We start from the raw sequence: 14877 nt of genomic DNA, 5'->3' as shown, positions 1-14877 counted from the left end.
TACCCTGAACGCCATGCGAAAGCGCACACTATTCCGGCTCGCGGCCGGAACCGTCGCCGCCGGCGCGGCCACCCTGGCGTACGCGTCGCTCGTCGAGCGCAACATGTTCACCCTTCGCCGGTACGACGTGCCGGTGCTCCCGACCGACGCCGAACCGCTGCGGGTGCTGCACCTCTCCGACCTGCACATGATGCCCGGCCAGCGACGCAAGCAGGACTGGGTGGCCTCGCTGGCCGCACTCGACCCCGACCTGGTCGTGGTCACCGGCGACAACATGGCGCACCCCGAGTCGGTGCCGGGCGTGCTGCGCGCCCTGCAACCGCTGCTCGACCTGCCCGGCGCGTTCGTCTTCGGCTCCAACGACTACACCGGTCCGGTCCTGAAGAACCCCTTCACCTACTTCCTGCCCGACCGGGAGTACACCGAGGGCGTGCCGCTGCCGTACGAGGAACTGCGCGACATCCTCACCGGCGCCGGCTGGGCCGACCTGAACAACGCCCGCACCACGCTCAAGGCCGGCGGGCGGGAGATCGAGCTGGCAGGCGTGGACGACCCGCACATCGAACGGGACGACTACGACGCCGTGGCCGGTCCGGTCAGTGGCGACGCGGCGCTGTCGATCGCGTTGTCCCACTCCCCCGAGCCCGTGGTGCTGGACCGGATGGCCGCCGACGGCTTCGGCCTGCTGCTCGCCGGGCACACCCACGGCGGCCAGGTCTGCGTGCCCGGGTACGGCGCGCTGGTGACCAACTGCGGGCTGCCCCGCTCGATGGCGCGCGGGCTGCACCGCTGGCCCGGCTCGGACTCCTGGCTGCACGTCTCCGCCGGCCTCGGCACCCACCCCACCGCCCCGATCCGCTTCGCCTGCCCGCCCGAGGCCAGCATCCTGACCCTGATCTCCCGCTGACCGCGCGCCGCTCCGGCTGCCCGGCAGATCTTGGTACGCGCCCGCCCCTCGGAGGGCTGATCGGCACCGAGATCTGCCGGGTACGCGGGGCGGGGGGTACCGAGTTTGACCGTGGGGGCGGGTGGGCTACTATTTGTCGGCACGCCTCGGGGTGTGGCGCAGCTTGGTAGCGCGCTTCGTTCGGGACGAAGAGGTCGTCGGTTCGAATCCGGCCACCCCGACCAGAGGTAAGAGGGCACATCCGATCATCGGATGTGCCCTCTGCGTTTCACCGGCCCCGTCACTGTCGCAGTAGGATCCCGCCATGCCTCGGCCGGTCGTCTTCGACCTCTTCCACACCCTGGTCCACGGCGCCGACGACGAGCGGGACCGCGTGGTCGGCGAGATGGCGCTCGTCGTCGGGGTGGATCCGGCGGCGCTCGTCGCCGCGTACCACGCCACCTGGCGGGACCGCCTGGTCCGGTGGAACGCGGCGGAGACCGTACGCATCCTCGCGGCCCGCCTCGGCGGCTCGCCGACCGATGAGCAGGTGGACCGGGCCGCGGCACACCGCCGCGCGCTCGCCCACCGGGTGCTGGGCCGTGTCTCGCCCGCCACGCTGGACGTGCTCGACGCGCTGCGCGAGCGCGGGCACCGGCTGGCCCTGATCAGCAACGCCACCTCCGAGACGGCCGAGGCGTGGGCAGGTGGCCCGCTCGCCCGGCGCTTCGACGTCGCGGTCTTCTCCTGTGCTGTCGGGCTGGCCAAGCCGGACCCGGCGATCTACCGCACCGCCGCGCAGCGGCTGGGCGTCGCGCCGGCCGACTGCGTGTACGTGGGCGACGGCGCGGACGGCGAACTGGTCGGCGCGGCAGCGGCCGGCATGACGGTGCTCCGGACCACGGAACACCAGGACACCGATCCGGGCTGGGTCGGAACCGTGATCGCGAACCTCCGTGAGGTGCTCGCCCACGTGGAGCAACCGGCCTCGATCGAAGAGATCGACGGAACTGCCCGAAGCCACCCCGCCACGCGGCGTTGACGCTGCCCCCTGGCAAAGTATGCGCATGCCGCCGATGATCCGATCCCGCCTGACCGATTGGACCACCGTCGCGCCCCTGGTCGCCGTGCTCGTACTCGTGATGACCTGGGGACGGGAGTTGCCCGGCCCGCTCATCTTCGTGGTGGCGGCCCTGCTCGCGGCGGCTGTGCTGGCCGCGGTGCACCACGCCGAGGTGGTCGCGCACAAGGTCGGTGAACCGTACGGGTCACTCGTGCTCGCGGTGGCGGTCACCGTGATCGAAGTCGGTCTGATCGTCACGCTGATGATCAGCGGTGGCGACAAGACGCAGGCGCTGGCGCGGGACACGGTCTTCGCCGCCGTCATGATCACCTGTAACGGCATCCTCGGCCTGTCGCTGCTGCTCGGCGCACTGCGCCGGCAGGTGGCGGTGTTCAATCCGGAGGGCACCGGCGGGGCGCTCGCCACTGTGGCCACGCTCGCCACGCTCAGCATGGTGGTGCCGACGTTCACCACGAGCCGGCCGGGGCCGGAGTTCTCGCCCGCACAGCTCGCCTTCGCGGCGGTCGCCTCGCTGGCGCTCTACCTGCTGTTCGTCATGGTGCAGACCGGCCGGCACCGCGACTACTTCCTCCCGGTCACCCAGGAGGGCAGCATCCTCGCCGAGGACAAGACCGGCGACGGGCACGCCGAGCCGCCGTCCACGCGTACCGCGCTGGCCAGCCTGGCCCTGCTCGTGGTGGCGCTGGTCGCGGTGGTCGGCGACGCGAAGACCATCTCCCCGGCGATCGAGACGGCGGTCGGCGCGGCCAACCTGCCGCAGGCGTTCGTCGGCGTGATCATCGCGCTGCTGGTGCTGCTGCCGGAGACGCTCGCCGCGGCACGGGCGGCACGGCGGGACCGCGTGCAGATCAGCCTGAATCTCGCGCTCGGCTCGGCCATGGCCAGCATCGGCCTGACCATCCCGGCCATCGCGATCGCCTCGATCTGGCTGGACGGGCCGCTGGTGCTGGGTCTGGGCGGCACCCAGATGACGCTGCTGGCGCTGACCGCGGTGACGGCGGTGCTCACGGTGGTGCCGGGCCGGGCGACTGTGCTCCAGGGCGGCGTGCACCTGGTGCTGCTCGCCGCGTTCGTCTTCCTGGCCGCCAGCCCGTAAGCAAGGCGCGCCCGCAGCCAGCCCGTAAGCCGCCGGACAACAAGGACCGTCAGTCGTGCAGCTCGGTCCGGGCCACCTCGGCGAACGCGGCGGTCAGGTACTCGGCGAACGGGCGCCCGGTGACCGCCAGCAGATCGGCCACCAGCAGCGGCGCGTGCCAGGCGATCGCCGCCGGGTCGGGCGGACTCTCGTCGTCGCCCGGGTCGTAGACGCCGAGCGCACCGGCCAGCAGCACCAGCAGCACGTGCGGGTCGACGTCGGGCCACCACGACGCCGCCGACCGGACGCACTGTTCCAGCACCTGCCGTACGTCGTCGCCGTCCAGCCCGTCCGGGTGCCCCTCCTCCAGCAGCAGCCGGACCACGCCGCCGAGCACCAGCCCGGCCCGGTCGGCGGTGGCCAGCCGTTCGACGGCCGGGGCGTACGCCTCGGCGTCGCGGGCACGCGCGGCGGTCACCGCGTCGGTGGCCGTCTCGGCGATCTCGCGGGCCGGTGCGGGCAGGTGCCGCCAGGTCGTCGTCACCGGGTCAGCATGGCAGAGCACGTGTGATCGCTCACCTTCCGGCCCGGCGACCGCGTCGGTAAGGGGTAAACGGGTCGCGAGAGTCGTACCCGCCGAACAGAATCCCAGCATGCTGCGCCGCGCCCTGCCCGCCCGTCCCGAAGCCCGCCGGATCCTCCTGGGCACGCTGTTCTCCGCTGTCGGGCGCGGCCTCACCCTGCCGTTCCTGTTCATCTACCTCACCGACGTACGCGGTCTGACCGACACCCGGGCCGGGCTGGTGATCGGCTGGTTCGGCGCGGTCACGCTGGCTCTCTCGCCGCTGGCCGGCACGTTCATCGACCGGTTCGGCGCGCGCCGGGTGGTGTTGCCCTGCCTGGTGATCGAGGCGATCGGCACCGGCTCGCTGGCGCTGGTCGACTCGACGGCCTCGGCGTTCGGCGTGATGACGCTCGTCGCCGTCGGCAGCTCGGCGATCTGGGCCGGGCAGAACACGATCCTCGCCTCGCTGACCGACGACGGCGAGCGGCAGCGGGTCTTCGGGCTCAACTTCGCGCTGCTCAACCTCGGTATCGGCACCGGCGGCCTGATCTCCGGCGCGGTGGTCGACGTGGCCCGTCCGATCACCTTCGAGGTGATCTACCTGCTGGACGCGGTGAGCTACCTGACGCCCGCGCTGATCCTGCTGAGCCTGCCGCACGTCGGGCGCCGGCCGGCCGTGGCGACGGGCGCGAAGGCCGACGACCGGAGGACCGGCGGCTACCTGACGGTGCTGCGGGACCGGCCGTTCCGCCGCCTGGTCATCTTCGGCCTGGTGCTCACCACCTGCGGGTACGCGCAGATCGAGGTGGGCTTCGCGGCGTACTCGGTGCGGGTGGTCGAGGTGACGCCCCGGGTGGTGGCGTGGGCGCTGGCCGCGAACACCGTGATGATCGTGCTGTCGCAGCTGCTGGTGATCCGGCGGCTGGAGGGGCGCAGCCGTACCCGTGCACTCGCCGCTGTCGGCGCGGTCTTCGCCGGCGCCTGGCTGGTGCTCGGCGCGGCGGGCGTGGTGGGCAGCGGCAACGCGGTGCTCGCGGCGCTCGGCGTGGTGGCCTGCTCGGCGATCTTCGGGTTCGGCGAGACGATGCTGTCGCCGGTCATGCCGGCCCTGACCAACGCGCTGGCCACCGACGAGCTGCGCGGCCGGTACAACGCGATGAGCTCGATGATCTTCGGGATCAGCGGGGTGGTCGGCCCGGTGACCGCCGGCCCGCTGATCGGCGCGGCGAACGGGCGGGTGTGGGTCGCCGTCGTGGTGGGCGGCTGCCTGGCCGCCTCGGTGCTCGCACTGTCGCTGCGTCCGCTGCTCACCGCCGTGCAGGACGGCCGCCCGGCAACCGCCGCGACGCCGGAGCCCGAGCCCGCGCGGGCGACCTGACACGGAGCGGCAGCCTGAGACGAAGCGCGAACGGGCCCCGGAGCGTCGCTCCGGGGCCCGTTCGGCGGTGCGGGTCGGCCGTCAGCCGACCGCGACCTCGGCGGTCGTGCGGATCCGGTCCAGCGCCGGCGGGGAGACCGGCGACTTCTCGGTCAGGTACGCGGTGAAGGCGTCCAGGTCGATCTGGCCGGTCACCGCGTTGGTGCCACCGGTCAGGACGCTGAAGCCGTCGCCGCCACCGGCGAGGAAGTTGTTCACGGTGACCCGGTAGGTGGTGGTGTCGGTCACCGGGGTGCCGTTGATGGTGAGGCTGCCCCGGACCACCCGGGTGCCGGCGCACGGCGTGCCGGCCGGTGCGGTGGTGCCGTTGACGTCCACGACGTAATTAACCGTCGAGGACGCGTAGAGCACGCGCGCCACAGTGAACTGCTGCTCCAGCATGCAGTAGAGCTGCGCGCCGGTCAGGTCGAGCGTCACCAGGTTGTTGGCGAACGGCTGCACGGTGAACGCCTCGGCGTAGGTGACCGGGCCGGCGTCGAGGTCGGCGCGTACGCCACCGGGGTTCATGAACGCGGCGACCGCGTTCTGCTCGGTGTCGGTCGCGGCGAGCTGCGCGTCGGCGATCAGGTTGCCCAGCGGCGACTCACCGGTCTGGTACGTCGGCTTGCCGTTGGCGTCGACCCCGGTCTGGTACAGGTTCTCCTGGGTCTTGGTGATCGCGGCGGTGGTCTCGCCGACCACCCGGTCGGCCACCGGGCCGAGCGCGGTCTTGTACCGGTTGATCAGGTCGGTCGAGGGCCGGTCCGGCTCGACGTCCCGGGTGACCACCACGTTGTTCGCGGACGCGGTGACCACGTCGCGGGTACGCGGGTCGATCTTCAGGTCGATCTGGGTGACCAGGCGACCGAACGAGCTGGCGCTGGTGACCAGCTTGCCGTTGATGTTGCAGTTGTACGCGGCGTGGGTGTGCCCGCTCACGATCACGTCGATGGACGGGTCCATCCGGTTGGCGATGTCCACGATCGGGCCGCTGAAGCCGGTGCAGTCGTTGATGCCGCCACCGTTCTGCACACCGCCCTCGTGCAGCAGCACGACGATGCTCTTGACCCCGAGCAGGCGCAGGATCTTGGCGTACTTGTTGGCGGTGTCGGCCTCGTCGGTGAACCGCAGGCCGGCGACACCCTGCTGGCTGACGATGTTCGGGGTGCCCTCCAGGGTCATCCCGATGAAGCCGATCGGGACACCCTTGACGATCTTGATGCCGAACGGCTGCATCAGCGGCAGACCGGTGGAGGTCTTGAAGGCGTTCGCCGAGAGGTACGTGAACTTGGCGCCACCGAACGGGGTGCCGTCGGCGCAGCCGTCCACCGGGTGGCAGCCGCCGCGCTGCATGCGCAGCAGCTCGGACGCGCCCTCGTCGAACTCGTGGTTGCCGACGCTCGCGAATTCCAGCCCGACGAGGTTCATCTCCTCGATGGTGGGCTCGTCGTGGAACGCGGCGGACAGCAGCGGCGAGGCGCCGATCAGGTCACCGGCGGCGACGGTGACGGTGCCCTTGCCCTGCTGCTTGGCGGCGGCGCGCATCGACTTCAGGTGGCTGGCCAGGTATTCCGCGCCACCGGCCGGCTGGCCGTCGATGCTGCCGCTGGAACCGGTCGGCGGCTCCAGGTTGCCGTGGAAGTCGTTGATCGCGAGCAACTGGACGTCGACCGGCTTCGGGCGGGCCTCGGCCTGGTCGGGGGTGACGGCGACCGCGGTGAACGCGGTCGCGGCGAGTGCGGCCAGGCCGACGGCGGCCCGGCGTCGCATCCCGGTGACGGACATGGAACTCCTCGTGAGATGCCGGTATGTGGCGTCCGGGCGATGGTTCGCCCGGCGACCCTGATCCGTGCCGTGACAGGTGTCGATCGCGGAGGGCGGTACTCGGGGGAACGCCGCCCCGCCGGGGTAGCTTCTCATCCACCGGCCGCCAGGTCGAACGGGGCGGCATCAGGAATCGTCGTTGCCTCGGGCGGCCCGTACCGGTCTGCCGGACGAGTCGGACATGACGGTCAGGTGAAATTCCGCGCGGCGCACGCTGTCGATGCCGCCCGTCGTCGAAGGCGCCGGCTCCCAGGGACAGGGAGCCGGCGCCGACGCTCATGTCACGCGGAATTCCTTGCGCTGGCAACCGTCCTTGCCGGAATCACCCCCTGCCGGACACCCATCGCGGACCGAACGGTCGTTCATGTCCGACGGCCCGGCACATCGCGCAAACTGTCCGAACTCGACTCATTGCCGGGCGTGCCGGTTGGAGATCCGCTGTGGGCGGCGCAGACCAGCCTGCGCAACGCCGGCCGCGTCCACCGCCCGGCGACCCCCGGCCGGCCCGCCAGGTAGCCGACCGTCCGCGCGGCGTCCCAGCCGTGCGCCTCGCGCAGTCCGCGCGCCAGCATTCCGAGATAGACCGGGGCGGGCCGGGTCCACTGCACCTCCACCGCCCGGTGCGGCGCGGTGAACGTGAGCATCGGCAGGCCCTCGTGGACGCCGACGCGCAGCAGCGTCTCGTAGCGGCCCGGCCCGAGCCTCGCCCGCCCGGTCTCGACCGCCGTGAGGATCCCGGCCAGGTCGGCGCCGGGCGGCCGGTACATCTCCTGCGCGGCGATGTCCGCGAACTGCTCGACGGTCACCAGGTAGCCGCGCGCCGCGGCGCGCCCGGGCAGCAGCGGGTCGTAGAACGCCATGCCGCCGGTCCAGGCCCGCGACTCCCCGGCGAAGTAGACGCCGCCGGGGATCAGCACCGGGACCGTCCGGCGCGGTGGCCGGTGGTCCCGGCAGCCGGGGTACGTGCGCAGCCCGCCCGGTGGACACCCGCCACGCAGGTACCAGTCGAGCCGGGCGGCGTGCAGATTCGAGCCGTACGCGACGTACCAGAGCATCGGCGGTGCGGCTCAGAACCAGCAGGTGCGCCCGGCGGCATGGCTGACCTGGACGGTGTGCGTCACGCAGCCGCCGTCGGCGACGCGGTGCAGCAGGAAGGCGGTGGGCTCGGCGACGAACCCCGGCTCCTCCTCGTCGGTCATGGTCAGGCTCACCTGGATCCAGGTGCTCGGCGCGGTGGTCAGCACCGTACCGGCGAACGCGCTCGTCACCTGGCGGTGCAGGTGGCCCGCGGCGACGCGTACGACATGGGGGTGACGGCCGACCACGGCGGCGAGCGCGTCGGCGTCGGCGAGACCCATCGCGTCCATGCCCGGCACGCCCACCGCGACCGGCGGATGGTGCAGGCACACGACGGCGGGCGCGTCGGTACGCCCGGCGAGCACCCCGTCCAGCCAGGCGAGCTGCTCGTCGCCGAGCCGTCCGCCCGGGCTGCCCGGGGTGAGCGAGTCGAGCACCACGAGCGTCGCGTCCGGCAGGTCGACGTGGTAGTGCGCCGAGAAACCACCGGCCAGGTAGGGGGTGCCGCCGAACGTGTCGAGCAGCGACTCGCGGTCGTCGTGGTTGCCGGTCACCAGGTGCACCGGCAGCGGGAACGCGCCGACGATCTCGCGCAGGGCGAGGTATTCGTCCGGCCGCCCGTTGGCGGTGAGGTCACCGGTGATCACCACGCAGTCGGGCCGGGGACGCAGCGCGAGCACCGTGCCGAGCGCCCGGTGCAGTCCGGACGCCGGGTCGGCCGCGAGCGGGCCGGTGGTCACGTGGGGGTCGCTGAGCTGGGCGATGAGCATCGGCCGCCTCCTCGGGTGCCCGGGCCCTCACGCTATCGCCGCGCACCCTCCCCGCGCAGGCCCGCTCTCGCCCACAGGCTGCGTCCACAGCCTGTGGATAGCACATGTGTACGAAGGTCGGCGGCGGGCGCGCTGAGTACCCTTGATCGCGACCCGACCCCCTCCGAGCAGGAACGACGTGGATCACGAGCGAGTCCTCCGCGACGTCACGGTGCGCCTCCCCACGGCGTCCACCGTCCCGGAGGCGTGCCAGTGGACCGTCGCCGCGCTCGCCCGGCACACCCCGGCGACCGCCACCGTCCTGCTCCGCGTCCACGACCGTCTGCGCTGCGTCGCCGCGACCGGCGCCTGGCAGGTGTTCTCGCACGTGCCGGCGACCGCCGACGGCACCCCGCCGGGCCGGCACCGGCCCGAACCCTCGGTGGTGCGGCGGGTCTACGCCTCCGGGATCACCGCCGCCGTGCCCGACGTCGCCGCCGACCCCGACTACCTCGAGGTCCGCCCGGACGTCACCGCCGAACTCTGTGTGCCGGTACGCGACCCGGACGGCCGTCCGATCGGGGTGCTCGACCTGCAGTGGAGCGAGCCGGTCGTGCTCGCCGCGTGGCGGGAGACCGCCGAACTGGTGGCCGACCGCCTCGGCGGGCGGATCGCCGCGCTCGGCGGGCCACCGGCCGAGAGCCGCAGCGAGAAGCTGCTCCGGCACGCCGCCGCGTTCACCGCCGCCCCGACCGACTGGGACCTGATGACCGCCGCGCTGGCCGCGGCCCGGGACGTGTCGGCGCTCTCCGCCGCCGTGCTGGTGCTCACCGGCCGGCGCGGCCCCCGCCTCGGCGCGCCCACCGGCACCCCGGGTGATCTGGAGGCGCGGATCCGGGCCGAGCTGGACGAGGCCGGACCGGCCGCGCTCGACCGCATGATCGACAGGGCCCACCGGTACGGGTCGGCGTACACGCTGGGCGAGGCGGGCCATCCGCCCACCGAGGAGTACCTGCCGCTGACCCGGGCCGGCGCGCGCACGCTGGTGGCGGTGCCGGTCGGCACAGCGGCCTCCGGCGGCGTACTGCTCGTCGCCGACGAGCAGCGCCTGCGGCCCGACCCGACCACTGTCAACCTGATCGAGCTGCTCGCCGGGCAGGCGTGGACCTGCCTGGACCGGCTGCGTACGCTCGCCCGGCTGCGCGAGCAGGCCAGCTCGGACCCGCTCACCGGACTGCGGCACACCGGCCCGTTCGGGCAGCGGATCGCCACCGCGACGCCGGGGCGTACCGCGCTGCTGGCGATCGACGTGGACGGGTTCAAGGACGTCAACGACACGTACGGCCACCAGGCCGGTGACCGGCTGCTGGTGGGGCTGGCCCGGGCGCTGGAGGGCGCGTTGCGCCAGGGCGACGAGCTGTACCGGACCGGTGGCGACGAGTTCGTGGCGGTGATCGAGGTGAGCCGCCCGGAGGAGGCGGTGCGCATCGCCGAACGGCTCACCGAGGCGGCCCGCCGCACCGGCCGGACGATCAGCGTCGGCGTCGCCCTGCCGAGACCCGGCGAGTCCCCCGAACGCACCCTGCACCGAGCCGACCAGGCCCTCTACGCGGTCAAGCGCCACGGCCGCGACGGAGTCCACCTCAGCGCCGCCTGACCCACCCCCGCCCTCCCTCCTCTCTCCCCCGCGATCTTGCACTTCGGGCCCTGGCAAATGCCGCACATGTCCCACGAGCGGGGCCGAAAGTGCAAGATCAACGCAGCGAGGGCGGCGCCCCCGAGAGAGGGAGGGCGGGACGGCGCGTTATGGGCGGGTCAGGTCCTTGGCCAGGAGTTCGGCGATCTGGGCCGTGTTGAGGGCGGCGCCCTTGCGGAGGTTGTCGCCGGTCACGAACAAATCCAGGGCGCGGGGGTCGTCCACCGCACGGCGGATCCGGCCCACCCAGGACGGGTCGGTGCCGACCGCGTCGATCGGCATCGGGAACTCCCCCGCCGCCGGGTCGTCGACCAGGATCACGCCCGGGGCGTTGCGCAGCACCTCGCGGGCGCCCTCGGCGTCCACCTCGGTGGCGAAGACCGCGTGCACGGCGACCGAGTGACCGGTCACCACCGGCACCCGTACGCAGGTGGCGGACACCTTGAGGTCGGGCAGCCCGAGGATCTTGCGCGACTCGTTGCGCAGCTTCATCTCCTCGGACGACCAGCCGCCGTCGGCGAGCGAGCCCGCCCACGGTACGACGTTGAGCGCCAGCGGCGCCGGGAACGGACCCAGCTCGTCGCCGACGGCCTGTCGCACGTCACCGGCGCGGGAGCCGAGCACCCGGTCGCCGGCGATCTTGCCGAGCTGGAGGTGCAGCGCGTCCACGCCGGCCTGACCCGCCCCGGAGACCGCCTGGTACGACGCGAGCACCAGCTCGCGCAGGCCGTACTCGCGGTGCAGCGGCGCGACCGCCACGATCATCGCCAGCGTCGTGCAGTTGGCGTTGGCGATGATGCCCTTGGGCCGGTTCCGCACCTGCTCGGGGTTGATCTCGGGGACCACGAGCGGCACGTCGCGGTCCATCCGGAAGGCGCCGGAGTTGTCCACCACCACCGCGCCGCGCGCGGCGGCGACCGGGGCCCACTGCGCGGAGACGTCGTCCGGCACGTCGAACATCGCCACGTCGACGCCGTCGAGCGCGTCGGCGGTGAGCGCCTGGACGGTCAGCTCCTCGCCCCGGCACTGCACGCGCCGGCCCGCCGACCGCTCGGAGGCGAGCAGCCGGATCTCGCCCCACACGTTGCGCCGGGAGGAGAGGATCTGGCACATCACCGTACCGACGGCACCTGTCGCCCCGACCACGGCGAGGGTGGGCAGCGACGCCATGACGCGCTACCGCCCGGTGCCGGCGTAGACGACGGCTTCGGTGTCACCACCCAGCTCGAAGGCGTCGTGGATGGCCCGGACCGCCTTGTCGAGGTCGGTGTCGCGGCAGACCACGGAGACCCGGATCTCCGACGTGGAGATCATCTCGATGTTCACACCGGCCGCGCCGAGGGCGGCGAAGAAGCCGGCGGCCACGCCCGGGTGCGAGCGCATGCCCGCGCCGATCAGCGAGACCTTGCCGACGTGGTCGTCGTACAGCAGGCCCTTGAACTTGACCGACTCCTGGATCTTGCTGAGCGCGGTCATCGCGGTCGGACCGTCGGCCTTGGGCAGCGTGAAGGAGATGTCCGTGCGGCCGGTGCCCTCGGTGGACACGTTCTGCACGATCATGTCGATGTTGATCTCCGCGCCGGCCACGGTGTCGAAGATCGACGCGGCGGCGCCCGGCTCGTCGGGCACGCCGACGATCGTGATCTTCGCTTCGCTGCGGTCGTGGGCGACCCCGGTGATCAGTGCCTGTTCCACAGGAAGGTCCTCCATCGATCCGGTGACCATCGTGCCGGTGTTGGTCGAGTATGACGAACGGACGTGGATCGGCAAGCCCGCGCGCCGCGCGTACTCGACGCTGCGCAGGTGCAGCACCTTCGCGCCGCAGGCGGCCAGCTCCAGCATCTCCTCGTAGGTGATCTGCCTGATGTGCCGGGCGTTCGGCACGATGCGCGGGTCGGCGGTGAAGATGCCGTCCACGTCGGTGTAGATCTCGCAGACGTCCGCCTCCAGCGCGGCGGCGAGCGCCACGGCGGTGGTGTCCGAGCCGCCCCGCCCGAGCGTGGTCACGTCCTTGGTGTCCTGCGAGACGCCCTGGAAGCCGGCCACGATGACCACCGCGCCCTCGTCCAGCGCGCCCTTGAGCCGACCCGGGGTCACGTCGATGATCCGGGCCCGGCCGTGCACCGAGGTGGTGATCACGCCGGCCTGCGAACCGGTGAACGAGCGGGCCTCGTACCCCAGGTTGTGGATGGCCATGGCGAGCAGCGCCATGGAGATCCGCTCCCCGGCGGTGAGCAGCATGTCCAGCTCGCGGCCCGGCGGCAGCGGGCTGACCTGGTTGGCCAGGTCGAGCAGCTCGTCGGTGGTGTCGCCCATGGCGGACACCACCACCACCACGTCGTCGCCGGCCTTGCGCGCGGCCACGATGCGCTCGGCCACCCGCTTGATCCGCTCGGCGTTGGCGACGGAGGACCCGCCGTACTTCTGCACCACGAGTGCCACGACGGTGCACTCCCTCCCAGCGACGACCCTGAGCGTGCCGACGCCGCCGGGTCTCTCGGTCCGGCGGCGCGTGTCAGACCGCCTCAGCCTATCGGGCGGGCCGCGACGCCGGGTCGGGTGATCCCACCATCCGGCCCCGGCGTGGGGCGGCTCACCAGCCCGGAAGTACGCGACACGCCAAGCGGTACAGCCGTACGGTGGGCTGACCGGAACCGTGTCCACGACGCAGAATGAGCCGGTGCACGCTCATCGACGTGCGGCCCGCCTGACCGGCGTGGTCGCGCTCACCCTGCCGGTACTGCTGGCCGCCTGCGACGGCGGCCGTCCCGAGGCGGCGCCCACCGGCACCGCCGACCCGGTCCCGGTGCAGGTCGACGCCGCCCGCGAGGAACTGGCCGGGCTGGCCGCCGCGGCGCAGGACCGCCACCTCACCGCCACGTACGCGTTCGCGCCCGCCGACGGCACGCCCCGCACTGTGGCCTTCACCAGCGCCAACGACGGCAGCTGGCGGGTCGACGTGCCCGGCTGGGGGCACGCCGGCACGGTGGACGTCTCGCTCGCCGGCACCTCCGACGGGCTGTTCCAGTGCGCGTTGCCCTCGGCCGGCTGGGCGCAGGCGGCGGCCTGCGTCCGCCTCGGCGACGCCGACGACGCGGTGCCGCGCCGGCTCGACCCCCGCGTTCAGCACCCGTTCACCGACTGGCTGGAGGTGCTGACCGACAGGCGTGCGCCGCTCGCCGTCTCCCCCGCCGAGCCGCTGCCGGGCGCCGACGGCCCGTGCTACACCGTCGACAGCACCTCGGCGTCGCTGAACGCGCCGCTCGACGTGGGCATCTACTGCTTCCGCGAGGACGGCACACCGGCGGCGGTACGGGCCGGATTCGGCACCCTGACGCTGACCGGCGAGCCCGGCGCCGCGCCGGGCACCGTCGAGCTGGCCGGCGCGGTGACCGACGGCGAGCCGGTGAGCCGGGACGCCCCGAGCCCGGCCGCGCCGTGACGCGTCCCGCTCAGCCGCCCCGCGCCGCGCGCAGCAACGCGGCACCGACCTCGGTGTTGCGGTAGAGCACGTGCCGCCCGGACCGGGACCGGACGACGAGACCAGCGGCGTGCAACGCGGAGAGGTGCTGGGACACGTTCCCGGCGGACATCCCGGTGAGCCGGGCGAGGTCCGTGGTGGTCGTCGCCGCGTCGAGCAGGTTCAGCAGGGCGGCCCGGCCGCCGCCGACCACCCGGGCGAGCGCGTCGCCGGCCGGTTCGGGTACGCGTTCCCACAGCGTCCCGACCGCCCGCACCGGGTACGCCCCGGCGGGCATCGAGTCCTCCAGCAGGTTCCACAGCACCCGCCGGTCGGTGAACACGCTCGGGTTCAGCGCCAGTCCCCGCCCCCGCAGGTCGAAGTCCCGCTCGAACGGGTCGTCGCTCACCACGCGGTCGCCGAGCCAGCGCAGGCTCGGGTGCAGCTGCTCGAACAGCCGGCCGGCGCCGCCCTCGGCGAGCTGGGCCGCCCGGTACGCCACATCGGCGTCGAGCAGCGCCCGCATGCGCGGCCAGTCGGGCGCGATCGCCTCCTCGTACCAGACCCGGAGCGCCTCCACCAACTGCGGCAGCAGCCCGCGCGGATCGGCGAGCAGCGCCTGCCCGAACGGGCTCAGTGGACGGCTCGGAACGGTGGCCAGCAGGTCCTGCACCACCACGTCGGGCGGCGTCGCCGCGATCTGGTCGAGCTGGTCCGCCATGTCGGCGTCCGGGCGGGCGGCCGGGGTCAGGAAGTCGGGTAGCCAGCGGCGCGGCCGGGTCAGATCCGTCAACGGGCGGACCCGGTCGGCCACCTCGGGGCGGCGCAGCGTCGTCCGGGCGCGGTCGATCCACTGCAGGTGCACCGCGTAGCGGACCGGCTCGGCCAGCGCCCACATGCTCATCACGGTCTCGTTGGCCGGCGACACCGCGAACCGCACCCCCGCCACGTCGGCCAGGTTGAACCGCAACTCGGACACGCGCACCCCCGGACGCCGGATTCGGCCCACACTAAAAGGTTCGACCGGAGCGCGGGGGGCACGGT

Annotated in this window: 13 protein-coding genes and 1 tRNA gene; 7 read left to right on the top strand and 7 right to left on the bottom strand. The window is 73.1% G+C overall.

Annotated features, from left to right (window positions below):
• The first annotated feature begins 13 nt into the window (after positions 1–13).
• The 4 genes from V6U82_RS13525 (at position 14) to V6U82_RS13510 (ending at position 3066) form a co-directional block, all read left to right on the top strand.
• Entirely contained in the window at positions 14–907 is an 894-nt protein-coding gene (locus tag V6U82_RS13525; protein WP_151500623.1) for a metallophosphoesterase, read from the top strand.
• 147 nt (positions 908–1054) lie between these two features.
• Positions 1055–1131, top strand: a tRNA-Pro gene (locus V6U82_RS13520).
• Between the two features lie 80 nt (positions 1132–1211).
• Positions 1212–1928: an HAD family hydrolase gene (locus V6U82_RS13515; protein WP_334461127.1), complete on the top strand. Its 717-nt coding sequence runs from the start codon at positions 1212–1214 to the stop codon at positions 1926–1928.
• A gap of 34 nt (positions 1929–1962) precedes the next feature.
• A complete protein-coding gene (locus V6U82_RS13510; protein WP_128136534.1) occupies positions 1963–3066 on the top strand; it encodes a calcium:proton antiporter in 1104 nt (367 codons plus the stop codon).
• A 49-nt stretch (positions 3067–3115) separates the two neighbouring features.
• Here V6U82_RS13510 and V6U82_RS13505 read toward each other — a convergent pair whose 3' ends face one another.
• The gene (locus V6U82_RS13505; RefSeq protein ID WP_334461125.1) at positions 3116–3589 is read right to left on the bottom strand and encodes a hypothetical protein; all 474 of its coding nucleotides are present in this window, start codon (positions 3587–3589) and stop codon (positions 3116–3118) included.
• A 109-nt stretch (positions 3590–3698) separates the two neighbouring features.
• Here V6U82_RS13505 and V6U82_RS13500 point away from each other — a divergent pair, with 109 nt between their 5' ends.
• Complete coding sequence (locus V6U82_RS13500) at positions 3699–4988, top strand: MFS transporter (RefSeq protein WP_334461124.1); 1290 nt, start codon at positions 3699–3701, stop codon at positions 4986–4988.
• A gap of 81 nt (positions 4989–5069) precedes the next feature.
• Here V6U82_RS13500 and V6U82_RS13495 read toward each other — a convergent pair whose 3' ends face one another.
• The 3 genes from V6U82_RS13495 to V6U82_RS13485 all read right to left on the bottom strand — a co-directional run bounded on the left by V6U82_RS13495 (position 5070) and on the right by V6U82_RS13485 (position 8698).
• Positions 5070–6812 carry a bifunctional metallophosphatase/5'-nucleotidase gene (locus tag V6U82_RS13495; protein ID WP_334461123.1) on the bottom strand — a complete coding sequence of 581 codons (1743 nt, stop codon included), beginning with the start codon at positions 6810–6812 and terminating at the stop codon, positions 5070–5072.
• A gap of 401 nt (positions 6813–7213) precedes the next feature.
• A complete protein-coding gene (locus V6U82_RS13490) occupies positions 7214–7906 on the bottom strand; it encodes a histone deacetylase (RefSeq protein ID WP_334461122.1) in 693 nt (230 codons plus the stop codon).
• Between the two features lie 12 nt (positions 7907–7918).
• A complete protein-coding gene (locus V6U82_RS13485; RefSeq protein WP_128138617.1) occupies positions 7919–8698 on the bottom strand; it encodes a phosphodiesterase in 780 nt (259 codons plus the stop codon).
• Positions 8699–8876: 178 nt separating this feature from the next.
• Here V6U82_RS13485 and V6U82_RS13480 point away from each other — a divergent pair, with 178 nt between their 5' ends.
• On the top strand, positions 8877–10334 hold the full coding sequence (locus tag V6U82_RS13480; RefSeq protein ID WP_334461120.1) for a GGDEF domain-containing protein: 1458 nt from the start codon (positions 8877–8879) through the stop codon (positions 10332–10334).
• A gap of 147 nt (positions 10335–10481) precedes the next feature.
• On the opposite strand, the gene V6U82_RS13475 is transcribed toward V6U82_RS13480, so the two are convergent.
• Together V6U82_RS13475 and V6U82_RS13470 are read right to left on the bottom strand one after the other, a co-directional pair.
• Complete coding sequence (locus tag V6U82_RS13475; RefSeq protein WP_334461119.1) at positions 10482–11543, bottom strand: aspartate-semialdehyde dehydrogenase; 1062 nt, start codon at positions 11541–11543, stop codon at positions 10482–10484.
• Positions 11544–11549: 6 nt separating this feature from the next.
• On the bottom strand, positions 11550–12815 hold the full coding sequence (locus V6U82_RS13470; RefSeq protein ID WP_128138643.1) for an aspartate kinase: 1266 nt from the start codon (positions 12813–12815) through the stop codon (positions 11550–11552).
• A 238-nt stretch (positions 12816–13053) separates the two neighbouring features.
• Here V6U82_RS13470 and V6U82_RS13465 point away from each other — a divergent pair, with 238 nt between their 5' ends.
• Complete coding sequence (locus tag V6U82_RS13465; protein ID WP_334461118.1) at positions 13054–13815, top strand: hypothetical protein; 762 nt, start codon at positions 13054–13056, stop codon at positions 13813–13815.
• A 10-nt stretch (positions 13816–13825) separates the two neighbouring features.
• On the opposite strand, the gene V6U82_RS13460 is transcribed toward V6U82_RS13465, so the two are convergent.
• Positions 13826–14812 carry an ArsR/SmtB family transcription factor gene (locus V6U82_RS13460; RefSeq protein ID WP_334461117.1) on the bottom strand — a complete coding sequence of 329 codons (987 nt, stop codon included), beginning with the start codon at positions 14810–14812 and terminating at the stop codon, positions 13826–13828.
• Positions 14813–14877 lie beyond the last annotated feature (65 nt).

This window comes from Micromonospora sp. CPCC 205554 (assembly GCF_036902745.1).
Lineage (GTDB): Bacteria > Actinomycetota > Actinomycetes > Mycobacteriales > Micromonosporaceae > Micromonospora > Micromonospora tulbaghiae.
Note: the sequence above shows the minus strand (reverse complement) of the source record. Positions and strands in the feature narration are given on the sequence as shown.